General features: G+C 43.0%; 23 protein-coding genes and 1 tRNA gene. 14 read left to right on the forward strand and 10 right to left on the reverse strand.

Annotated elements, in window-relative coordinates; translation table 11 throughout:
* Position 1 precedes the first annotated feature (1 nt).
* Genes aroE through FJ354_01435 form a run of 7 tightly spaced genes read left to right on the forward strand, consistent with a single transcriptional unit; the run spans position 2 to position 6,682 of the window.
* Positions 2-817 carry a shikimate dehydrogenase gene (gene aroE, locus FJ354_01405; protein ID MBM3905327.1) on the forward strand — a complete coding sequence of 272 codons (816 nt, stop codon included), beginning with the start codon at positions 2-4 and terminating at the stop codon, positions 815-817.
* On the forward strand, positions 818-1,669 hold the full coding sequence (locus FJ354_01410; protein ID MBM3905328.1) for a shikimate kinase: 852 nt from the start codon (positions 818-820) through the stop codon (positions 1,667-1,669).
* Positions 1,659-2,927: a 3-phosphoshikimate 1-carboxyvinyltransferase gene (gene aroA, locus FJ354_01415; protein MBM3905329.1), complete on the forward strand. Its 1,269-nt coding sequence runs from the start codon at positions 1,659-1,661 to the stop codon at positions 2,925-2,927. Before FJ354_01410 ends, aroA begins: the two co-directional genes overlap by 11 nt.
* A gap of 31 nt (positions 2,928-2,958) precedes the next feature.
* On the forward strand, positions 2,959-4,053 hold the full coding sequence (gene aroC / locus FJ354_01420; protein ID MBM3905330.1) for a chorismate synthase: 1,095 nt from the start codon (positions 2,959-2,961) through the stop codon (positions 4,051-4,053).
* A 33-nt stretch (positions 4,054-4,086) separates the two neighbouring features.
* Positions 4,087-5,427 (forward strand): aminotransferase class I/II-fold pyridoxal phosphate-dependent enzyme, encoded by a 1,341-nt coding sequence (locus FJ354_01425; GenBank protein ID MBM3905331.1) that lies wholly within the window; start codon positions 4,087-4,089, stop codon positions 5,425-5,427.
* Positions 5,424-6,278, forward strand: a complete 855-nt coding sequence (locus FJ354_01430) for a prephenate dehydrogenase/arogenate dehydrogenase family protein (GenBank protein ID MBM3905332.1) — start codon at positions 5,424-5,426, stop codon at positions 6,276-6,278. The genes FJ354_01425 and FJ354_01430 overlap by 4 nt, the downstream gene beginning before the upstream one ends.
* Entirely contained in the window at positions 6,278-6,682 is a 405-nt protein-coding gene (locus FJ354_01435; GenBank protein MBM3905333.1) for an NUDIX domain-containing protein, read from the forward strand. Before FJ354_01430 ends, FJ354_01435 begins: the two co-directional genes overlap by 1 nt.
* Here the strand turns inward: FJ354_01435 and thiC are convergent.
* Positions 6,665-7,993 (reverse strand): phosphomethylpyrimidine synthase ThiC, encoded by a 1,329-nt coding sequence (thiC, locus tag FJ354_01440; GenBank protein MBM3905334.1) that lies wholly within the window; start codon positions 7,991-7,993, stop codon positions 6,665-6,667. The two genes, FJ354_01435 and thiC, sit on opposite strands and share 18 nt — an antisense overlap.
* An 85-nt stretch (positions 7,994-8,078) precedes the next feature.
* Here thiC and thiD point away from each other — a divergent pair, with 85 nt between their 5' ends.
* The 3 genes from thiD to FJ354_01455 all read left to right on the forward strand — a co-directional run bounded on the left by thiD (position 8,079) and on the right by FJ354_01455 (position 10,571).
* A complete protein-coding gene (thiD, locus tag FJ354_01445) occupies positions 8,079-9,374 on the forward strand; it encodes a bifunctional hydroxymethylpyrimidine kinase/phosphomethylpyrimidine kinase (protein MBM3905335.1) in 1,296 nt (431 codons plus the stop codon).
* A 61-nt stretch (positions 9,375-9,435) separates the two neighbouring features.
* Positions 9,436-10,137: a nucleotidyltransferase family protein gene (locus FJ354_01450; protein MBM3905336.1), complete on the forward strand. Its 702-nt coding sequence runs from the start codon at positions 9,436-9,438 to the stop codon at positions 10,135-10,137.
* Positions 10,137-10,571 (forward strand): GNAT family N-acetyltransferase, encoded by a 435-nt coding sequence (locus FJ354_01455; GenBank protein ID MBM3905337.1) that lies wholly within the window; start codon positions 10,137-10,139, stop codon positions 10,569-10,571. Before FJ354_01450 ends, FJ354_01455 begins: the two co-directional genes overlap by 1 nt.
* Here FJ354_01455 and FJ354_01460 read toward each other — a convergent pair.
* Both FJ354_01460 and FJ354_01465 read right to left on the reverse strand, forming a co-directional pair.
* Positions 10,568-10,990, reverse strand: a complete 423-nt coding sequence (locus FJ354_01460; protein MBM3905338.1) for a hypothetical protein — start codon at positions 10,988-10,990, stop codon at positions 10,568-10,570. The genes FJ354_01455 and FJ354_01460 overlap by 4 nt on opposite strands.
* A gap of 33 nt (positions 10,991-11,023) precedes the next feature.
* Positions 11,024-12,040, reverse strand: a complete 1,017-nt coding sequence (locus FJ354_01465) for a DUF4921 family protein (GenBank protein ID MBM3905339.1) — start codon at positions 12,038-12,040, stop codon at positions 11,024-11,026.
* A 137-nt stretch (positions 12,041-12,177) separates the two neighbouring features.
* On the opposite strand from FJ354_01465, the gene apgM reads away from it, so the two are divergent.
* Entirely contained in the window at positions 12,178-13,434 is a 1,257-nt protein-coding gene (gene apgM, locus FJ354_01470) for a 2,3-bisphosphoglycerate-independent phosphoglycerate mutase (GenBank protein ID MBM3905340.1), read from the forward strand.
* Here the strand turns inward: apgM and FJ354_01475 are convergent.
* Complete coding sequence (locus FJ354_01475) at positions 13,427-13,969, reverse strand: DUF309 domain-containing protein (GenBank protein MBM3905341.1); 543 nt, start codon at positions 13,967-13,969, stop codon at positions 13,427-13,429. The genes apgM and FJ354_01475 overlap by 8 nt on opposite strands.
* Positions 13,970-14,067: 98 nt before the next feature.
* Between FJ354_01475 and FJ354_01480 the strand changes: the two genes are divergently transcribed.
* On the forward strand, positions 14,068-14,415 hold the full coding sequence (locus FJ354_01480; protein MBM3905342.1) for a hypothetical protein: 348 nt from the start codon (positions 14,068-14,070) through the stop codon (positions 14,413-14,415).
* Positions 14,415-14,594, forward strand: a complete 180-nt coding sequence (locus tag FJ354_01485; GenBank protein MBM3905343.1) for a 30S ribosomal protein S27ae — start codon at positions 14,415-14,417, stop codon at positions 14,592-14,594. Before FJ354_01480 ends, FJ354_01485 begins: the two co-directional genes overlap by 1 nt.
* Here the strand turns inward: FJ354_01485 and FJ354_01490 are convergent.
* The 6 genes from FJ354_01490 to FJ354_01515 form a co-directional block, all read right to left on the reverse strand.
* Positions 14,588-15,295 (reverse strand): hypothetical protein, encoded by a 708-nt coding sequence (locus FJ354_01490; GenBank protein MBM3905344.1) that lies wholly within the window; start codon positions 15,293-15,295, stop codon positions 14,588-14,590. The genes FJ354_01485 and FJ354_01490 overlap by 7 nt on opposite strands.
* 32 nt (positions 15,296-15,327) lie before the next feature.
* Positions 15,328-16,455 (reverse strand): pseudouridine synthase, encoded by a 1,128-nt coding sequence (locus FJ354_01495; protein ID MBM3905345.1) that lies wholly within the window; start codon positions 16,453-16,455, stop codon positions 15,328-15,330.
* Between the two features lie 67 nt (positions 16,456-16,522).
* The gene (locus tag FJ354_01500) at positions 16,523-17,848 is read right to left on the reverse strand and encodes a signal recognition particle protein (GenBank protein MBM3905346.1); all 1,326 of its coding nucleotides are present in this window, start codon (positions 17,846-17,848) and stop codon (positions 16,523-16,525) included.
* Entirely contained in the window at positions 17,838-18,530 is a 693-nt protein-coding gene (locus tag FJ354_01505; protein MBM3905347.1) for a diphthine--ammonia ligase, read from the reverse strand. Before FJ354_01505 ends, FJ354_01500 begins: the two co-directional genes overlap by 11 nt.
* Before the next feature lie 122 nt (positions 18,531-18,652).
* A complete protein-coding gene (locus tag FJ354_01510) occupies positions 18,653-19,063 on the reverse strand; it encodes a translation initiation factor IF-5A (protein MBM3905348.1) in 411 nt (136 codons plus the stop codon).
* Positions 19,064-19,104: 41 nt separating this feature from the next.
* Complete coding sequence (locus FJ354_01515; protein ID MBM3905349.1) at positions 19,105-19,668, reverse strand: hypothetical protein; 564 nt, start codon at positions 19,666-19,668, stop codon at positions 19,105-19,107.
* Positions 19,669-19,841: 173 nt separating this feature from the next.
* On the opposite strand from FJ354_01515, the gene FJ354_01520 reads away from it, so the two are divergent.
* Positions 19,842-19,964, forward strand: a tRNA-Tyr gene (locus tag FJ354_01520).

Here is a 19,964-nt window from a genome sequence, read left to right on the forward strand (position 1 = left end):
AATGGTCAAAACATTCGCAGTGATAGGAGATCCAATAGAGCATTCGCTGTCACCTAGCATTCACAATGCTGCATTCAAGGCGCTAAACCTGGACTGCACCTATATCGCATACAGAATTCCAAGGGGCGAGCTTAAAGAGGGAACCGAGTCATTGCGCCAAATTAAAATTGTTGGATTCAATGTTACCATTCCTCATAAAATAGAGATGATGCAGTATCTGGATGATACAAGTCCGGAATGCAGGATGATTGGCGCAACAAACACAGTATCCAATGACAACGGAAAGCTCACAGGCTACAACACAGACATCGATGGATTCCTAGAGCCAATCAAGAAAAGAAATATTGGGATTTCCGGAGAGTCAGTCTTGGTACTAGGTTCAGGTGGTGCTGCTAGAGCAATAGTTGCAGGCTTTGCAAAGGAAAAGGCAAAAAAAATCACCATTTCAAACAGAACATTACAAAACGCGCAAGCCCTATCAGAATTTGCATCCAACCTCGGTATAGATTCTGATTATATCACACTGCAAAATATTGATGTCTCAAAATACAAGTTTGTCATAAACGCAACCTCAATCGGACTAAAAAACGAGTCAAGCCCCATCCCCACAGGTGCAATAAACGCAAATCACGTCGTATATGACATCATATACATGCCAATGAACACAGACCTGATCCAGCAGTCAAAGAAAAATTCCGCTACAATAATCTACGGATATGAGATGCTCCTAGCACAAGCTGTCCTAGCATTTCAAATATGGCACAAAGTCCAGGCTCCATACGATGCAATGAAAAAGGTCTTACTTGGAGGATTTTAGATGAAGGTAAAGGCAACAGTAAACGGCGCAATTTCGCTGGTAAATGCAATTGCCACATGGAAGGGTGCAACACTTGGGATAACGGCAAAAGTAGAAGCGATAGTATCCACATCTGAAGGAAGAGGAATTGATTTACAGCTATACAACAAAAACACCAGCTCGCGTCTTGTAAACAAGGTAATCGAACTTGTAGTGCCAAAAAAACAGCTGGAAAAAAACAAGATAACAATCGCACTCCAATCAGAAATTCCGACAGGATATGGCCTCAAAAGCTCCAGCGCAATTTCATCTGTGATATCGCTTGCATGCCACAAATTATTCAATTCAAATTACACGGATTCCCAAGTCCTAAACGCAGGCATTGACGCATCGCTTGCCACAAAGGTGAGCATGACTGGCGCATACGACGATGCATCTGCGTGTTATTTTGGCGGAATCCAGGTCACAGACAACAAGGCCCGTAAGATAATAAGATCAGACAAGACGCCGGCAAATCTTGTCGCAGTAGTGTTTGTACCAAAGTCAAGAAAGCGAGGAAATGTAAAGCAGCTCAAGGTGCTTGATACCATATTTGAGCGAGCGTGGAATTTTGCAAAAAACGGCGACTATTGGAATGCAATGACCCTAAACGGATATGCAACATCTGCTGTCCTAAACTCTGATCCAAAAATAATCTCCTTATTGATTGAAAACGGTGCACTTGGGGCATCGGTGTCAGGAAACGGGCCATCCATTGCAGCAATAGTAAAAAAAAGCAATGCACCAAAAATAAAAAAGGTCTTCTCAGAGCATGAGGGGGCAATCATGCTAGCAGAAATCAACAACCGGCGGGCCGAAGTTCATGAAGTGTAAGGTAGAGCAGTCAAGGCTCGGTGGGACTATGTCGTGTCCCCCGAACAAGAGTTACACGCATCGGGCAATCTTTTTGGCATCATTGGTAAACGGAAAGAGCTTAGTCAAAAACGTCCTAAGGTCAAGGGACACAAACGCAACAATAGAGATCTGCAGGCAGCTTGGAGCAGAAATCACAGAAGCAGGCAGCAACCTCAAGATAAAAGGAATATCAAAATTTAAAAAAGAAGATCTAACACTTGATGCATCAAATTCTGGAACCACCATACGAATAGCGTCAGCAATTTCTGCTCTGCGCGATGCCAACACAACACTTACCGGTGATGAGTCCCTTGTCAAGAGACCTATGAAGCCGTTACTTGATGCGCTGGAATCGCTTGGCGCAAAATGCAAATCAAATGATGGCAGGCCCCCAATAGAAATATCCGGCAGCATCAAGGGAGGCAAAATATCAATTCCGGGAAACATATCAAGCCAATTCATATCTGCATTATTCATTGCATCGCCACTGACAGAAAACGGAATTACAATCAACATTTCATCAGAGATGGTATCAAAGCCATACTTGGATGCCACAATATTCACAATGAAAAAGTTCGACGTCGAAGTAGAAGTAATTACTCCGTACAAAAAATACCACATTGCTCCTCAGGAATACAAGCATGCCACAATTTCAATTCCGTCTGACTTTTCCAGTGTCGCATTGTTATTGTCGGCTGCCGCCATGGTAGGGGAAAAGCTAACAGTCAATGTTTCAATTGGGGAGTTGGCACAGGGTGATGAGGCAATAATTGACATTTTGAGCAAAATGGGCGCGGACGTCTCACTTAACAATAATGCAATTAAGGTAAAATGCCCAGAAAGGCTTTCAGGTGGAAGGTTTGATCTATCCAACACTCCAGACCTGTTGCCGCCACTGGCAATCCTTGGACTAAAATGCGAAACACCACTGGAACTATACAATGTAAAGCATGCAAGATACAAAGAAACTGACAGAATAGCAATTCTTGTCAGGGAGTTAAAAAAACTAGGCCTAGAAATAATAGAAAAAGAAGATGGCATGATAATCAACCCGCCAACAATACTAAGGGGAGCTGAGCTAAATTCAGAAGACGACCATAGATTGTTCATGGCGTTTTGCATTGCCGGCATGTATGTTGGAGGGTGCACAGTATCAGACCCAGAATCAGTTGATGTGTCATATCCAAGCTTTGTTGCAGATATGAATCGAGTCGGAGCAAAAATTGCAACGATATAGGTTATAAGCATCAGATGCTAATTTTTTACTAATGGCGGGCAGCTCTATTGGTCAGAGACTAGTACTCACTAGTTTTGGTGAAAGTCACGGTAGATGCATAGGAGCTGTTCTTGATGGATGTCCAGCAGGCCTGGAACTGGAAGAAAAAGATATTCAAAAAATGCTTGACCAAAGAAAGCCAGGACAGTCCCTAGTATCGACACAGCGAAAGGAAGGTGATATTGTTGAAGTTCTCTCAGGCGTTTTCCGCGGCCATACTACAGGTGCCCCCATTGCAATGATAATTTGGAATAAGGACCAGCATTCTCGCGATTATGACAACTTGATAACAAAGATGAGGCCGGGCCACTCTGACTATCCGGCGCTTATAAAATATAACCAATATAACGACCATCGTGGTGGCGGCAGGTTCTCAGGAAGACTCACTGCCACGCATGTGATGGGTGGTGCAATTGCAAGAAAGCTGCTCAAAGTATCACTTGGCGTTGAAACCAATTCCTATACGGTAAAAATTGGAAAAATCTCCATGAGCGAAAAGTTCGACTCTAAAATGAAAAATGTGATTTACCAAAACGAGGTCCGATGCCCAAACCCAAAGACTGCGGAAAAAATGCGAGTAGCAATTTTATCTGCAAGAAAAAGCGGCGACTCGCTTGGCGGAATCATCGAATCCACAACAACAAATCTCCCAGTGGGCCTCGGCGAGCCCATATTTAGTTCACTAGAATCAGACATTGCAAAGGCAATCTACTCAATTCCATCTGTCAAGGGAGTTGAGTTTGGATCAGGCTTTGCAGGTTCAGAATTATACGGTTCACGAAACAATGACCCATACATTTCAAAAAAAGGCAGGGTATACACCAAGACAAACAATGCAGGGGGAATCCTAGGTGGACTGTCCACCGGAATGCCAATTACAATGAGAGTGGCATTCAAGCCCGCATCATCGATTGCAAAAAAACAATCAACAATAGACATCAAGACAAAAAAGCCGGCATTACTGCAAGTGCAGGGAAGGCACGACCCATGTGTTGTCCCAAGGGCTCCCCCAGTGGTGGACTCGCTGGTGTCATTGGTATTAGCTGATCATGCGCTCATCGGCGGATTCATCAAGCCGGTTTTATAGAAAATGTCAAACATTGACCAGCTCCGAAGCAAAATAGACGAAATCACAATGCAAATGCTCAAGCTGTTCAAGGAGCGAACCGACGTAGCAAAGCAGATAGGCGAGATCAAAAAAAGCTCCGGACTACATGTATTTGATGAAGGAAGAGAAGGACAACTTCGTGTGGAGGTCATAAATCTCTGCAACGAAATAGGGCTGGACGAGTCCATTGGTATAAAATTCCTAAATTTCCTCCTAAACGAGTCGGTAAAAGTCCAGTTAGACGGAAAACAAACGCACCTGACAATATTTCTCAAGGCAAAGACACTTGAGCAGCAAGGCAAGAAGATAATCCACATGGAGGTGGGCGAGCCGGACTTTATGCCATCGCCAATAGTAAAATCCGCACTAGCCGAAGCATACGATAAGGGCCTAGTAAGGTATGGTCCGGCACTCGGCATGCCAGAACTGCGAGAGGCACTGGCGAAATATTGTACTAAAAAATTTGGCGCTCAAATCAAAACTGAAAACATCCTAGTTTCACCAGGCGGAAGATTTTCAGTATTTTCGGCAATCTCTACTCTGTTAAACCCAGGCGATGAGATCATTGTAATAGAACCCGCATGGCCTGCATACCGAGACTGCGCAGCAAACGCCGGAGTAAAGGTCAGGACAATAGCAACCACACTAGAGAACAACTGGGAACCATCCATTTCCGAAATAGAAAACACCGTCAACCCTAACACAAAGATGATAGTCCTGAATTATCCAAACAACCCTACAGGTAAGGTGCTCTCGCCAAAATTGCAGGACCAGATCATGGAGCTGGCAAAAAGGCGAGATCTGTATGTTTTATCTGACGAGATTTATTCCGAATATGCGTTTTCAGAATGGAAGTCGATTCTATCAAACAATTATCCAAAGTCAATTGTGATACAGTCATTTTCAAAATCACACGCAATGACAGGCCTGAGAATCGGCTACACCGTCACGGATCCAAAAATAATTGAAAAAATGGTTAAGCTTCAAGCGTTATGCATTACAAATGTCGCAGAGCCAATCCAGTATGCGGCACTAAAAGCACTAGAAACAGATACTACACAGAACGCAATGATAGTAAAATCAAAAATCAATGTACTGTTAGATGAGGCAAAGAAAATGGGTTTGCAGTTTGTCAATCCAGACGGCGCAATGTACCTTTTTGCCAAAATAGATAAGCCTGGATTTGATGGGCTAGAGTTCACCAACAAACTTTTAGACCATGGTGTTGCCGTAGCACCTGGGGACGGGTTTGGCGATTACAAGGGATTCATCAGGATATCTGCATGTCAGGACATAGGCAGCCTAAAGAAGGGAATGATGATATTACATGAGGTTCTGAGGAATAATAGATGAAAAAAAGCATCACTGTTTTGGGCGCAGGTGGTAAGATGGGCCAATGGTTTACCAAGTATTTTGCATCAATTGGCTACGAGGTAATCGGTTTTGATTCGGAGGCACCAATCACTGACAAGTCAGTCAAAAAGGCGACATCTTTAGTCGGTGCAGTTCTCAACGCCGACTTGGTACTATTATGCACACCAACGAGACGCACACCAGAGATAATCAGACTGATTGCAAAGGAGATGAAGCGAGAATCATTTCTTATAGAGATAACATCGCAAAAGGCAAAGACAGCAGCCGCATTATTGAAAATTCCATCAAAGATAAACCCAGTTTGCATTCACCCAATGTTTGGCCCAGGCGCAAAAAAGATCAAGGGGCAGAATATCATATCTATTCCAATCAAGGATGCAAAAAAAGAGCTTGCACTTGTAAAATCACTCTTTGAGGGCGCAAACTTTGTCACGATAGATGCAATAGAGCACGACAAAAAAATAGCAATCATACTCGGCCTAACACACCTTGTGAATCTGGCATTTGCAAATATTCTATCCAAGGATGACAAGATTTCCCTGACAGAGCGCATGTCCGGCACCACATTCAAGATTCAAAAGATTCTCTCAGAAAGCATCATGACGGAATCAACTGAGCTGATTGAAACAATAATATCAAATCCAGAAATCAGAAGAGCCGCGGAGGAATTCTGGAAGGACGTTGGAAGACTACTGACTGCTATTCAGGAGGGAAAGTCAGAGGAAATAAACACATACATTAGAACAGTTCAGGAAAACTTGGCAAAGAACTCGAACCTTGAAGAGTCCTACAAGAAACTAAATACAATGATCAACGCAATCGAAAAGTGATGCGTTCTACAAAAATAGTAACATCCTTTGTGGTATCGCAGGAAAAAATCCTCATCCTAAAACGAAGCAACCACGTAAAATCCATGAAAGGGTTGTGGGGCGCAGTAAGCGGAATAATAGAGTGTGGAGAGGAACCACTACATCGAGCAAAGATAGAGATTTTCGAAGAAATTGGCGCAAAACCAGAATCAATAGAGCTTCTCAAGGCAGGAAAGGACATGACAGTATCATCTCCACAATATCCAAACCACCAGTGGCACATCTTTCCGTTCTTGTTTAAAATGGAGACTACGGAGGTCCAGCTAAACTGGGAAAACTCATCCTATAAGTGGATTAATCCCAACGAGATAAACCAGTATGAGACAGTGCCAAACCTGGATGAAGTCCTACTCAACTTGCTGTAGGTTTTCGTTTTCTTTGACGTACTTTCTTTGCTGTGGCAGCATCAAATAGACGCATGCCCCGCCACACATTGTACAGGGGACGTTGTTGCCAGTATGCTGGCCTGTCCTGTTGTGTATTCTAGCTGCCTCTTCAGGATCAATGGACAGGGCGATTTGTTTTTCCCAATCAAGGGTTCTTCTTGCTTCTGTCATCTTTGTGTCCCATATGATTGCCTTGTCGCGCAGCTTTACTAGGTCTCCCGCATGTGCTGCAATTCGGTAAGCAATCAATCCCTGCCGAACTTCTTGTGCATTTGGCAATGCAAGGTGTTCTGCAGGAGTCAGATAGCACAAGAGGTCGACTCCCTCACTTGCGGCAATTGCGGCACCTATTGCACTGGAGATATGGTCATAGCCAGATGCGATATCTGTAACCAATGGTCCCAGCACATAATACGGAACATCTCCAATAAGTGATTTTGCAAGCCTGACGTTTGCTGCAACCTCGTTTAGCGGAACATGTCCTGGGCCTTCAACCATTACCTGAACGTCTTGCTCGTGCGCTTGCTTTGTCAGCCTTGAGATGTTTATCATTTCCTGCACCTGTAGCTCGTCATGTGAATCCAAAATTGATCCCGGTCGCAGTGCGTCGCCAAGGCTAAACGTCACGTCATATTTTTTTGCAAGTTCCATCAGATAATCATAATGAGTAATGTATGGATTTTCCTTGTCGTATTTTAGCATCCAGGCGGCAGTGATTGTTCCGCCCTTGCTCACAACTCCCCCATATCGCTGAACCTTGAGTATTCTCTTGGCGATTTCCTTTGTTATGCCAGAGTGTATTGTGGTGTAGTCTACGCCGTCTTTTGCATTGTTCTCAAACGCATTTAGAAAATCATCCTCGGTGATATCTAGTGGGTTTTTGTGCTTTTCAACCCCATGGTTGTATGCCTCGTAAATTGGCACCGTACCAAATGTGATTGGTGCGGCCTCTAGCAAAGCGCGCCTAATTGCTCCAACGTCTCCACCATCTGACAGATCCATGATAGTATCAGCATGGTGCTTTACTGCCATTTGCGCCTTTTCAATTTCCTCGTTTAGATTAACTTTTAGTGTAGATGTGCCAATGTTTACGTTGACCTTGGTCTTGAGGCCTTTGCCGATTCCGACTCGGTGTACTTTTTGCGGTCGAACATTATTTGCAGGAATGATAATCGAGCCGGTTGCCATTCTAGAACGTAGCCACTCTGGAGTTACTCCCTCGTCTTTTGCCACTTGTTTCATTTCGTCTGTTATAACACCACGACGTGCTGCAGCTAGCTGAGTTCCCATGATACCATTAGGCCGAGTCTAGATTTAAACAGTAGGCAGAATGAACTACAAATACTATAATTCAGAGAATCTCCATGAAATCTCAATGAATATTTTGGTAATTGGCGGCTCTGATCCATCTTCTGGTGCAGGAATACAAGCCGACATATTAGCAGCGCATGTGCTTGGCGCAAATTGTTTTTCCGTAATTACTGCAATCACTGCACAAAACTCCAAGCAGTTCAGCCATGTAGAGCCCGTCTCGGCAAAATCAATTGGAATGCAGATTGATTCTGTCTTGTCAGATTTTGATGTGGATGTAATCACGGTAGGGATGGTGTACGATATTGCCGCAATCAAGGCAATTCATGCCAAATTGAAAAACGCCAAGATTCCAATAATATTGGACCCAGTCATAAAATCCACTACTGGTGGGGTATTGCTAAAAAAAAATGCAATCTCTGAGCTAAAAAAACTAATCCCAATTTGCAATACTATAACCCCAAATGTTGCTGAAGCAGAACTGATTTCAGGCGTAAAAATCAAAAAACAATCTGACTTGCTTTTGGCTGCAAAGGCAATGACCAAGCTTGGCGCTAAAAACATCATAATAACCGGCCACGCCCTCGAGAAGGGTAAAGTCAGCGATTTCGTCTTTGACGGGACAAGACACCAGTCAATTCCGGGCAAAAAACTGCCTGTGCAAAACCACGGTAGCGGGTGCAATTTTGCCATTGCGGTATCATCACACATTGCAAGGAAAAAAAACATTTTTGATTCCTCCATATTTGCAAAACAGTTCACGTATGATTCCATAAAATCCGCACGGCGACTTGGCCGCGGATTAAAAATTACAAGGCCTGGTCAGGATCAAATCCAGTCCGAGCTTGCAGAGTCTATTAAAAAATTTGAAAACCTAAAGGAAATCCATACCCATATTCCAGAATGCCAGACAAACTTTGTCTTTGCAAGACCAAAGGCAAGGACTGGCTCGGATGTTTTGGGAATCTCTGGCAGAATTGTACGGGCAGGTGTCCAAGCCATAACAGCCGGAAGCCTGGAATATGGAGGCTCAAGACACGTGGCAACTGCTGTTCTTACAATGCAGAAAAAATTTCCCGAGATAAGATCTGCTGTCAACATAAAATACGACGAGGCCACAATCAAAAAGTTCGCGAGATCTAGGTTAAAGATTGCAAGCTACAACAGACTGCAGGAACCAAAATCCAACAGGAAAAAAGAAAACTCATCCATATCTTGGGGAGTCGGCCAAGCAATACAAAATCTCTCAACCCCGCCAGACATCATATATCACAGGGGAGATTTTGGAAAAGAGCCAATGATCATTGTCTTTGGCACCACACCATCCGATGTATTGCAGAAACTGGCAAAAAATCTCTAGTAGCAGGCGCAAAGATCTTTGTGTAATTGTGCATAAATACTTGGTATTTTGGTATAATTTTATGAAGGCAGTAATTCTGGCAGGCGGTCTCGGAACGCGACTTCAGCCATACACTACGTTTTTGCCAAAGCCAATGTTGCCACTGGGAGAAAAACCACTGCTAGAGCACCTTATAGAATGGCTTCGGTGCAACAAGGTCGACGAAATTGTTCTGTGTGTCAGCTATCTGAGAAAGACAATCGAGGATTATTTTGAAGACGGATCCAGATTTAGAGTCAAAATAGAATATGCAATTGCAGACAGGCCACTTGCCACTGCTGGTCAGCTAAAGACCGCCGAGTCATTTGTCGATGATACTTTTGTGTGTGTTTATGGGGATTCCGTGTTTAACTTTGATCTTAAAAAAATGATTGCACAGCATAAGGTAAAAAAATCATTTATCACAATGAGTCTTCACCAGTACAAGACCAACCTAAAATACGGAATAATAGAGACTGCCAAGTCTGGCAAGGTAACGGCATGGAATGAAAAGCCAGAGATCAAGGCAAACATCAACATCGGGTGTTATGCTATGGAGCCCGGAGTTTTCTCGTACATTCCCCAGGCAAAGCCATACGGAATGGATGACGTCATCAAGAAGGCACTTGCTAGGAAAAAGGACATCGGCAGCTTTATCATCAAAAATGGGTTTATTGACATTGGAGACAGAGCATCCTACAAAAAGGCACATCAAGAATTTAGGGAAAAGCTTGGCAAGATTTAATGTCTGATATTCTAGTTCGCAGAATCATCGAGTCGGATCTTGACAATGGGTTCCTAGAGTCGCTTGACTCACTTAGAATAGCAAGTAATATTGACAGAAAAAAGGCAAGGCGGATCCTAGAGAATATAGGCAAAAACCCAGACCATGTGATTTTTGTTGCAGAGTATAATAGAAAGATAATCGGCTCCACGACACTCCTAATTGAGCAAAAATTCATCCATGACGGTGGTAAGGTAGGCCACATTGAGGATGTTGTGGTCTCAAAGGAATTCCAGTCAAAGGGAATGGGTGTGATAATGATTCGTGCAGTGTTGGATTATGCAAAAAGCCAAGGCTGCTACAAAACCATTCTGGACTGCGATGATATTATCAAGCCATTCTATGAAAAGCTGGGCTTTACTAGGCATTCAAATGGAATGCGATACGACCACTAGAAGAATTCCTTGATTGGTCGCTTTTTTGTCCTGAACAGTACGGCGCCTGCTACCATTACCGCAATAGAGATCCACATGAACAATGGCGGGACCAGCTCAACAGTTGAGATTCTATAGTTAACATCGATTCTTGGCACGATCGAGTTTGCAATTATCATTCCAACTAGCAATACTGCGCCGCCTGCAACAATCAGCATTCCTATTTGTCGCGAGCCATATCTTTTTGACATGATAAACGCAGTACCTGCCATCACGGATGCAGGTGCTACGCCAATTGACATGTACATTAGCAATTTTGCCTCTGGTTCCGTCTCTACGTTTGGGTTTGTCAGGTAATTGTAAAATACGTTGACTTCCCCTGCAAACATTGCAAAGAGTCCAAGCGATGCAATCGCAATATATTTTTCAATTCCCGCCATAATACACAAAAATGATTTTAGATAAATAAACGGTTAGATTATCCCAACTAGGCCTGCAAGTTCTTTTCTGCATGCGGCACCCAATTGCTCCGCCGCTTTTTCCGGCGTAATCGAGTTGAGGAACACACCATATCCGCGTTCCAGGCCAGACCATGCAGATGTGAGCGGGTATACCTCAATATGCCAGTGGATCTGTCTACTGTTTTTCTTTTCCGGCGACAGATGGAACGCTAGATTATACGAGACATTTTTGAGCGAGTTTGAGAGTCCGCCAAGTGTTGCCCGTAAAATCAGAGAAAGATCATTGATTTCCTTTTGGGTTATCTTTGAAAAACTTGTAGTGTGTTTTTTTGGGCAAATCCAGAATTCGTATGGGTGTGATGGGGCCCACGGGCAGAAAGCCAAAAACCCTTCAGTCTGAAGCACCTGCCTTGGTCCGCCAGTCTCGGTGTTTACCGTCTGACATAGCGGACAGGCTCCCTTTTCGTTAAGGATCCTATGCGAGGATTCCGCCTCGGATTCTATTAGTGGTGGAATTGTGGAAAATGTCACCATGTTGATGTGCGGGTGCGCCGTTACACTTCCTGCCTCCTTACCATGGTTGATGTAAATTGAAACGTATGTAACACCACGCTGGGTGTACAACCATCTTAACCTATCCTGGATTACGACTAGGATATTGGACCACTGTTCTACAGATATTGTTGCCAGAGATTCCTTATGCTTTTCAGACGCCACAACAATATAGTGGTAGCCGTATGCTGGCTCGGAATAAAGAGGTCGCTCGCTGTATGAGTTTTCTGCCGCAACTGTGACTGCCGCATTTTTGCTCTCAAAGACACGAACCGTCCAGTTCTCAACGTAGTTGTCCTCAGAGTCCTGGAGTCTTTGCAGCATTCCGTCTTTGGCAACAAGCGACAACAATGATGGGTTTGTCATAGATTCGTTTCCAGGACAAAAGGGGCATTTTTTTGAATCGATGACTTTATCGTCATTTTGGGAGACAATTACAAATCGTTCAGAGATGTAGTCCTTTCGCATGCTCCCCATATTCGATACTATGAATACGTGTATCATAAAACCTTTTCAAGGATCGCGAATTGATTTTGGGTCAGCTGAAAGTTTAAAGTGATCTTGGATCAGATTTCAAAAGGGGATTTGGTTTGGCGGACAATTTCAAAGTCAAAATGGTTTACGTTTTGCTTGATGGAGTCGGGGATCTACCACATCCGGATCTGAAAAACACAACCCCGCTTGATTATGCACAGACACCAAATCTAGACAAAATGACAAAAAACGGCGCAATGGGGGAAGTCATATCAGTAGGAAAGGGAATTGCACCGGAATCGGACATTGCAGTTTTCAATATGCTTGGCTACAAGTTCCAGCACTCGGAATACGCAGGACGCGGAGTAATAGAGGCAATAGGAACTGGAATTGACTTTGAGGATGGCGACCTAGCTTTGCGCGGAAACTTTGCAACATTAGATGATTCTGATATCATAGTAGACAGGCGCGCCGGACGCAAAATCGAAAAAGAAGACGCACTTAAAGTATCAAGGGAAATTGAAAATAAAATAAAATTCTCAGATCCTGGCGCATCGGTAGTAGTTGCGCCCACAATTGGGCATCGAGTGGTAGTCAGGATTCGCTGTGAGGGAAAGCAGTTATCATCAGATATAACAAACACCGATCCTGCATATTCGCGGGTGGACGGTATGGGAATCGCAAAAGCTGTAGGCGACTATCTCAAAATAGAGCGATGTCTTCCTCTAAATCAGCTGCCTAATTCCGAATTGACTGCCAAGTTGATAAATGAATTCACAGAACAATCACTCAAGATTTTACGAGAGAGTGAGACAAACAAGAATAGAAAATTGCAGGGCAAGAAGCTTCTAAACTCTATTTTACTTCGCGATGCGGGCAACCACTACCCAAAGGTAGTGCCAATCAACGACTTGTATTCAATGAGATTTTCCTGTATTGTTGACATGCCAGTAGAAATCGGCATAGCTGAAGTACTCAAGATGCGCACATTTAGCGCGGGAGGCCTGACAGACTATGAGGAAAAGGCCCGCGTTGCAGCAAAGGCAATGGAGACAGAAAATGCTATCTACGTACATCTAAAGGGACCTGACGAGTTTGGCCACGACGGCGATGCAATTGGGAAAATGAAAAATATTGAGGAAATTGACAAGAGGTTCTTTGGTACTTTGCTAGACAACATCGATACTGGCAAGGTCGCAATTGTTGTCTCTGCTGATCATTCCACTCCATGTATCAATAAGGGTCACTCTGACGATCCTGTTCCGGTCTTGGTTTCAGGAGACATGGTCAAAAAGGACAACACCACGCGATACACGGAAAACAATGCAAAAATAGGAAGTATTGGACTGCTTGAAGGCGCTCAGGTAGTCAAGACGGCAATCCAGATGATCATATAGTAAACAGCAAAATTTTCCCAGAATCTCTAATTGCATCCAGCTTTTGTCTAATCAAATCCATATTGATTCCATGGTATGATCCAGAAGAATTTTTTAGCTTATCACTGGCCCGACCCAAAACAGAAAGACAGATAGAATTTTCATCCTTTTGGAAATGTACAAAGGCTGCAGCTACCAGAATAATTCCCTGAACTAGGTCTTTTTCATCCTCGTAGCATTTCTTCCAGACTCCTTCCAGAACTTCGTGCGCCTCCCAGAACCGCTCGTCATTAAAGTAAGAAACACCTTGCTGGATTGCCTCTTCCTTTGGGATATGTTCTGCTATTGCCAGCCTTGCGTGATCCAGAGGCGCAATTGGTTTTAGATTACCAACCAGCTCATCCATTTTTGATTTGTCAATTGATACGTCAAACTCGACGTATTTTGTAGAGACCCGGCAGTCGCGTATTGTACAGTCTTTTCCAAGGCTTCTAGCTTGCATCAAAAGCTGGCTTGTATCGGATGGAGAAAATCCAGTGTTCCTCAGATGCAGCATGAATCTGTCCAACAATTGACAAATGCTGAATTTTCTTAAATCTCTTCGCGAATTTCCAGTAATGGTTTATATGAAATAGAAAAACGAGGCAAGAATACATGTCTATGCAAGTAGTAAGCGATGTAAACAATACGTTTCTCTCAAGAAGAGAGATAGTGTGCGAGTTTCCAGGCTTGGCAGGCAAGCTCAAAAAGCTAGACGCCGCAGACATGATTTCAAAGCAGTTTAAGCTTGACGGTAAGATAATCATACCAATTTCTATGAAAAGCCACTCAGGCAGACCAACTGTCCGGGGAACTTTTTATGTTTATGACGATGAAGCGTTGGCAAAAAAACAGGTCAACCCAACCATTTTCAAGAGACTAGACAAGATTAAGGCAGCAATTGCGGCAGCCGCTCCAAAAGAAGAGGCTCCTGCAGAAACACCAGCAGAGGCTAGCTCATAATGGCAGACAAAAAAAAGGCAGCAAAGTCAACCGGCGTTGCAGCATACTATAAAATTGTAGGCGACAACGCAACTAAGATCAGAAAAATCTGCTCACGATGTGGAAAGGGTGTGTTCATGTCAGAGCACAAAAACAGAAAGACCTGCGGCAAGTGCGGTCTGACTGAGTTTAATCAGTAGAGTGTCTTTTTTCGCAGTTTGGATTCCTTATCTTCGTATTCTCGGATTTTTTGCAACAACAATGTGTCTATTGTAACCTTTGACATGGATTCTGCAGAAAGTTTTACAGTGTTGGAATCAAGTGCCACGTTTGTGACTGGGAGTTGTTTTGCAATCCAGAGTTTTTCCGTCTTGTCTTCCAGCTTATAGTCCTTAAACCCGGTAGGAAACTTTTTTGTAATGTGTGTAAGCAGGGTTTGGTCTGAGAATACCGCCCGTGGCTCAAATAATCTTGTACTATCGGCATATGTACTCTCAAATAAATTCGAGGATATCTCGTCGGATAGTAATTCCATCTTAGATATTTTGCGAATCAATTCTATATAATGCAAAAATTCATGCGCCAAAATGGCATGAATTGTTCCCTTGAGACCAAACGCCACAAGCGGCGCAGAAATCTGGATCATTACCTGAAATTTTTCCTCAAAGAACACAGGAATCGTCCTTGCAAATAAAATTCCGTATTGAAACGACATGTCTGAGCCGCTAGTCAAAATTACAGACGGCTCTACGTAGGATATCGGATATTTTGCACCGGAAGCTTTTTCGATTCGCGTTATTCCCTCAGTTACGAGCTCAAATCTCTCGTTTATTGTAGCATGTATGTTCTGAGGCAGAATTCCTTTTTGGTATGCCTCCCTTACCTTTACTAGCTGATCCAACGGTATGACTCTGGCGGGACATGTAAAAAGCCTTAGCGTATATGTATTTGGTCAAAATCAAATTTCTCTAGAGTGCATTTTATTGAAATCAGATCAGAGACATTTGGAAAAATGTTATCGCCATACACAAAATGCTTTAGTGGAACTCCCCCATCAATTGTTAGCTCCAATGTAAAGGAATTTGGTGACGTCAACGCATGTTTTACAGAGTGGATTTTCTTTTCCGATCGTTTGCCTGACTTTTCATAGATAGCAATCGTGTTGTCTGCAAGCCCATCAAGCTTTGCAAGACTATCTGGGGTGATCGGATTTTCTGCAGTGATGTAAAGTGTTACTTTGGATAGAAATGGGATAGGCCCCTGCGGAATCTTGGGTATTTGTTTGAGGTTATGGATTTTGATTTTGCCAGAGGAAATTGTCTTTGAAAGTGTGAGTTTTCTTTTCTTTGGGTTTAGAAGCTTAGTAAAAAACGGCCTTCCTTTGCCCAAGACAAGGCTTGTAGTGTCCTCTCCGCCAATCCAAGTTATCTTTGCCTGGGCTGCGCCTAACTTGTCAAAAAAATACTTGCAGATAATGCCCTCTACGCTGTCAAACTCTGTCATGCCGTGCCTATTGCAGCTAACGCATCCCTTACCAAGGCAATTTGAACATGGTTTCTGTTTTTGCGCAATGTCGCGAGTTGATTTTGTGTATCTTCCTGAGAAATAAAGCGATTTAGAGTGAGCCTCGCAGGATTCTGTCTTAAAATCGACTGTCAAAGTTAGGTCCGGCTCGGCCTGGTTTTGCCTTTTGTTGGCTTTACGAGAAAATTGTTTGGCCAGCTCTCGTGTAATGCTTGTCTTTATTCCATCAATTCCCTTTAACTTGAACTGGGATCTGATGTGATCGTCCCTGTCCAGAACCGACGGTCTTAGCTTCGCACCTACCAAAAACGTCTTGTATTGGTACTGCGATGAGGAATTCTGCATCTTTTCAATGTAATAGTGTAGAGAGTCAAAGACATTCTTGCAAATGTGGCATTTTTTGTTTTGAATGCCTAGTTTTTTGTGGATTTTTTTTCCAAGAAGTCTGTATGACGAGAGGCCTAGTTTTTTTGCAAACATCCTGCCAAGGCAATTATCACACAGATCGTATTCGGATAGGATTTTTTTTGATGACATTAATACCGATACAAACTTGTCTTGTGCCAATGACAAAAATCTGATAATATGACTATTAGTGGTTTGCCTATCCCATTCCCATTTTGCGCAAAAATCCTTGCATCTGTCTACCCTTGGCCGCCTTCATCATACCCTTGGAGTTTTTGTAATTTTTGAGCAATTCCTTTACCTCGTGTTCCGGCCAGCCAGAGCCCCTGGCAATTCGCTTTATCCTTGACGCGTTTAGCAGGTCAGGGTCTGCTTTTTCTGCCTTTGACATGCTTTGGATGATGTAACGCCAGCGTTGGATTCTAGTTTCCATTTGATCTATCTGATCCTCTTTTACCATTCCAGACATGCCAGGCATGTTTTCCAAAAATCCCTTGAGTGAGCCTACCTTTGATACTTCCTCCAACTGATAATAGAAATCATCCATGTTCATCTTTCCGCTAGAAATTCTCTTTAGTCGGACATCATCCGCCTCATTTTCCAGCCTCTTTGCCAAGTCCAGGACAGCCTGTATGTCGCCCATTCCAAGCAATCTACCTACAAATCTGGTAGGTGAGAATAATTCTAGGTCATCTATTCGCTCGCCTGTTCCAATGTACATTACCTTGGCTCCGGTTGCCGCAGAGGCTGCCAGTGCTCCACCTCCCTTTGCAGATGAATCAAGTTTTGTAATTATGATGCCGCCAACTGGGACGGTCTTGTGAAATGATTCTGCTTGGTTGTAGCATTGCTGTCCTATTGTTCCATCTATAACAAGCAGTGCAAGATCCGGCTCCGCTACCTTGCCTATCTCTTTCATCTCATCTAGTAGGTCTTTTTCCTCCTTATGTCTACCCGCAGTATCAATTAACATGATATCTAAGGTATGATTCTCAAAGTGTTTTAGGCCATTTTTGACTATACCGGGCGCATCCTTGTTGTTTTCTTCCCCATATACTTCGACTCCGGACTTTTCGCAGTTTGTCTTTAGCTGGACTAGTGCCCCAGGCCTATAGGTATCAGCACCAATCACTCCTACTTTGTAGCCTTGTTTTGTGAGGAATTTCGCCATCTTGCCGGTAACTGTAGTTTTTCCGCTTCCTTGGATTCCAAGCATCAATACCTTGTTTAGCTTACCTGGCTTGAATTCGAAATTGTTTTCTTTACCCAACAATCCTGCTAGCTCGTCATATAGAATTTTGATAATGTGATCTTTGCGCGACAGTCCAGGTGGCGGAGTCTCGTTAATGGAGCGTTGCTTAAGGTTTTCTGCTATTCTCAGTGCGAGATCAATTTTGACATCAGCTGCAAGTAGTGACTTTAGAACATCGTTTGCAAGCTGCTTAATTAGCTCCTCGTCCACTCCGGATGAGCTGACTATCTTTTTGATTGCTGCCCGAAGGCCTGTCTTGAGATTATCTAGCATTATTTTTCATCTTTGCAGCCAGTATTTCAAATCTTCCTCTATATCCATCCCAGAACTTTTCATATTGAATAATTTCTATTGGGCTAGAAAAAATTGGACAGCTGGTCACAAACGTTTCTGCCTCGCCTCCCTCAAAGCTCAAATTGAATTTGAATTTTTCCGATTTTTGTATTAATTCGCCAAGATTTTGCAATGTTATTTTTTTTCCAACCCAAGATTCATCCAATCCATCACAGGAAGCTGCAGATATGACAAACTCAAAGCCAGCGTTAAGTAATTCCTTCATGTATTGTTTTTGATCCTTTTTCCAGATTGGTGTAATTACCTCAAGGCCTAGATCATGCGCTGTTTTTTCAAATTTCGCCTTTTGAAATTCTGATAGTATTCCGCCATGGACCACACCCTCAACAGAATAATCCTTTTTTGCCCGAGTGAGCCCTTGCTTTAACAGCTCCAATTCGTCCTCAGTCTTGTCAGATTTTGACTCTAGTAAGATCTGCGTAATGTTCATTGATTGCGCCTGTACTTTTGTTGCCGAAATATTTGGATGGTGTAACAGATGACTGTCTGCAGATTGCGCCATGATTGTAATCAGGCATTTTACAGCATGTCCCATTTTTTGTGCCCGATAAATTGCAAATGTGCTATCCTTTCCGCCAGAGAATAGTGCTGCCAGATTCATGTCATTGTATGGTATATTGAATATTAGAGTCCTTCAATACTCATAATCGTCATCAACAATCAGATGGCTTTTCCGCCCTATCATCAGGACCCGATTTAAAATTTAATTTGTAGTATTAGTAACTAGCTCTTAATTCTCATTATCTTGGTACGTTCCATGACCTTCCAGTATTCCACTGTCTGACCTTGCTCGAGCTTGCCTTGAACTTCCTCGTCAATCATTTGAGCATCTATTGTCTCAAATGTTTCGCTGTCCATTAACTGGACTTGTTCGCCGGTAATTGAGATGATTTGTCCGGAGCGTTTGTCAATTAGTGGTATGTGTACCTGCATTGAAACCGGGCTTACGTGTGGTCTTTTTTGTCCATCAAAGATTCCAACTCCGACAATTCTTGCTTTTGCTGCACCGTGTTTTCCTGGCTTGCTAGTATCATATTCGATAATCCTGCACGGCTCACCGGTTGGTTGGTCAGCCACCGGCAATAGAATGTAAGAGCCGATCTTAAGTGATCCAAGGTCTGCAGGCTTGCTCATAGTCTGAACAATTTATGCACGGTATTTAATATTTATGAAGATCACTTTAGTTTTTCTAGAATTGACAATCCGACTAGATTATTCATTGTGAGTCCTTTTCTACAAACATTTCGTCTAGTTTGCTCACAGTGCTTGTTTACACTTTGGTGGCTTTTTTGGCTTGATACCTCCAATACCACGATGTTGTTCTTGTAGGGGAATTCGAATTTTGATGGTTCGGATGAAAATGACTCCATATTTCCTGTTGTTGCCTTACTTACCAGATCGTTTTTAGATACAGTTGTTGCAAGTTCCGACAGGTCTTCATCGGATTTTAAATATTCCAAATAATACACGGATACAAAGTTCATCATTCCATCTATGTCACGTTCAAAGAGATCTGCTATTGTGTTAAAGACAAAGGAGGTCTTTTGTTGATGGTTTATTTCAAGCTCCTTTTTTATTTTGACGCCATCTTTGAATTTAGCGATAAGATAGTGATTTGCATATGTGGGAAAATATTGCTTGCTGTCCTCAGAGAATGTGGCAGTCGCGAAATACATATTTTCTATGTTTTTTGCCTCCTGCCAGGAATCCTTGATCTCTACAGATTGATGGTCGTGCATGTATGGAATACACACATAACCATCAGATGTTGCTTCTGACACTGAAAAAATTCCCTTTCAAGATTATTTAACAGTTTTTTGATCTATGCAATTATAGAACAGTGAGTTTTGCGCAAAATTTTCTGATCCTCTAACAATACCTATTTAATACAAACATTGGCGAATTTTTTTGTCCCAGCCTAGCTCAGCCTGGTAGAGCTTCCGGCTGTAGTGGTTGGCCATCGGCTAACTGAAAATCACAGCCTACTAGGCACACAGATACCGGAGTGTCGAAGGTTCAATTCCTTCGGCTGGGA

The sequence above is a fragment of the Nitrososphaerota archaeon genome (assembly GCA_016872055.1).
Taxonomy (GTDB): domain Archaea; phylum Thermoproteota; class Nitrososphaeria; order Nitrososphaerales; family Nitrosopumilaceae; genus Nitrosotenuis.

Bases quoted from the DNA above. Each gene is read 5' to 3' on its own strand.
- aroE (MBM3905327.1), top strand. From the start codon at position 2: ATGGTCAAAACATTCGCAGTGATAGGAGATCCAATAGAGCATTCGCTG.
- FJ354_01410 (MBM3905328.1), top strand. From the start codon at position 818: ATGAAGGTAAAGGCAACAGTAAACGGCGCAATTTCGCTGGTAAATGCA.
- aroA (MBM3905329.1), top strand. From the start codon at position 1,659: ATGAAGTGTAAGGTAGAGCAGTCAAGGCTCGGTGGGACTATGTCGTGT.
- aroC (MBM3905330.1), top strand. From the start codon at position 2,959: ATGGCGGGCAGCTCTATTGGTCAGAGACTAGTACTCACTAGTTTTGGT.
- FJ354_01430 (MBM3905332.1), top strand. From the start codon at position 5,424: ATGAAAAAAAGCATCACTGTTTTGGGCGCAGGTGGTAAGATGGGCCAA.
- FJ354_01435 (MBM3905333.1), top strand. From the start codon at position 6,278: ATGCGTTCTACAAAAATAGTAACATCCTTTGTGGTATCGCAGGAAAAA.
- thiC (MBM3905334.1), bottom strand. From the start codon at position 7,993: ATGGGAACTCAGCTAGCTGCAGCACGTCGTGGTGTTATAACAGACGAA.
- thiD (MBM3905335.1), top strand. From the start codon at position 8,079: ATGAATATTTTGGTAATTGGCGGCTCTGATCCATCTTCTGGTGCAGGA.
- FJ354_01450 (MBM3905336.1), top strand. From the start codon at position 9,436: ATGAAGGCAGTAATTCTGGCAGGCGGTCTCGGAACGCGACTTCAGCCA.
- FJ354_01455 (MBM3905337.1), top strand. From the start codon at position 10,137: ATGTCTGATATTCTAGTTCGCAGAATCATCGAGTCGGATCTTGACAAT.
- FJ354_01460 (MBM3905338.1), bottom strand. From the start codon at position 10,990: ATGGCGGGAATTGAAAAATATATTGCGATTGCATCGCTTGGACTCTTT.
- FJ354_01465 (MBM3905339.1), bottom strand. From the start codon at position 12,040: ATGGGGAGCATGCGAAAGGACTACATCTCTGAACGATTTGTAATTGTC.
- apgM (MBM3905340.1), top strand. From the start codon at position 12,178: ATGGTTTACGTTTTGCTTGATGGAGTCGGGGATCTACCACATCCGGAT.
- FJ354_01475 (MBM3905341.1), bottom strand. From the start codon at position 13,969: ATGCTGCATCTGAGGAACACTGGATTTTCTCCATCCGATACAAGCCAG.
- FJ354_01480 (MBM3905342.1), top strand. From the start codon at position 14,068: ATGTCTATGCAAGTAGTAAGCGATGTAAACAATACGTTTCTCTCAAGA.
- FJ354_01485 (MBM3905343.1), top strand. From the start codon at position 14,415: ATGGCAGACAAAAAAAAGGCAGCAAAGTCAACCGGCGTTGCAGCATAC.
- FJ354_01495 (MBM3905345.1), bottom strand. From the start codon at position 16,455: ATGTCATCAAAAAAAATCCTATCCGAATACGATCTGTGTGATAATTGC.
- FJ354_01500 (MBM3905346.1), bottom strand. From the start codon at position 17,848: ATGCTAGATAATCTCAAGACAGGCCTTCGGGCAGCAATCAAAAAGATA.
- FJ354_01505 (MBM3905347.1), bottom strand. From the start codon at position 18,530: ATGAATCTGGCAGCACTATTCTCTGGCGGAAAGGATAGCACATTTGCA.
- FJ354_01510 (MBM3905348.1), bottom strand. From the start codon at position 19,063: ATGAGCAAGCCTGCAGACCTTGGATCACTTAAGATCGGCTCTTACATT.
- FJ354_01515 (MBM3905349.1), bottom strand. From the start codon at position 19,668: ATGCACGACCATCAATCTGTAGAGATCAAGGATTCCTGGCAGGAGGCA.